Annotated in this window: 1 pseudogene; it reads right to left on the bottom strand. The window is 46.7% G+C overall.

From position 1 onward, the window contains the following. Positions 1 to 31: 31 nt before the first annotated feature. Positions 32 to 617, bottom strand: a pseudogene (locus A3761_RS05250) (transposase); the annotation flags it as partial.

The following is a 617-nucleotide window of genomic DNA, read 5'->3' as shown; positions in this document are numbered from 1 at the left end:
CGCGCTTCATAAGCCTCTGATATCGTTTTCACAGCCTTAGTTGCGCTTGCCATGCTTGATCGATAATCTCCTTAGGTAGACCTTCCTGTCTTACCTGCATTTCTTTGGATATTCGTGCGCTATACCGATAGCTGTGCGCTCCCTCAATCAACAGTTTCTGACGCGTCCATTACCGCACTTTGTAATGCTGCCAAGTTTTCGTTTATCGCGACTAGAATGCTCACTCGGGGTGAGCCCGACATAGCTCATTAGCTTTCTAGGCGTATCAAATCGGCTTAGATCACCAAGCTCACACACTACGCCTGTTGCGATGAGGAGGCGTATTCCACGCATCGCTTGTATTGCTTTAACGACAGGGTAGTAGCGCCACTTCTTAACTTGATGAGTGAGCTCGTTGTCGAGTCGTTTTAATCGCTTAGTGCGCTCATCAATAGTCTGAATCATTTCTTGTAAAACGATTTGCTGGCAAGGGTGCGGAAGCACCATTTCGGTTAGCCATCGCATATGTTTTAACGACCAGTTAGCGGTACCTGTATAACGTATATTATTCCTAAGCAGCATCGATTTAAGTTGATGCTTCGCATCGTTTAAATCTCGCATGGCTGCTTCTCGTGCGC

It is taken from the genome of Oleiphilus sp. HI0123 (assembly GCF_001635315.1).
The sequence above is the reverse complement of the archived record's forward strand: the minus strand, read 5'-3'. Positions and strand labels throughout refer to the sequence as shown.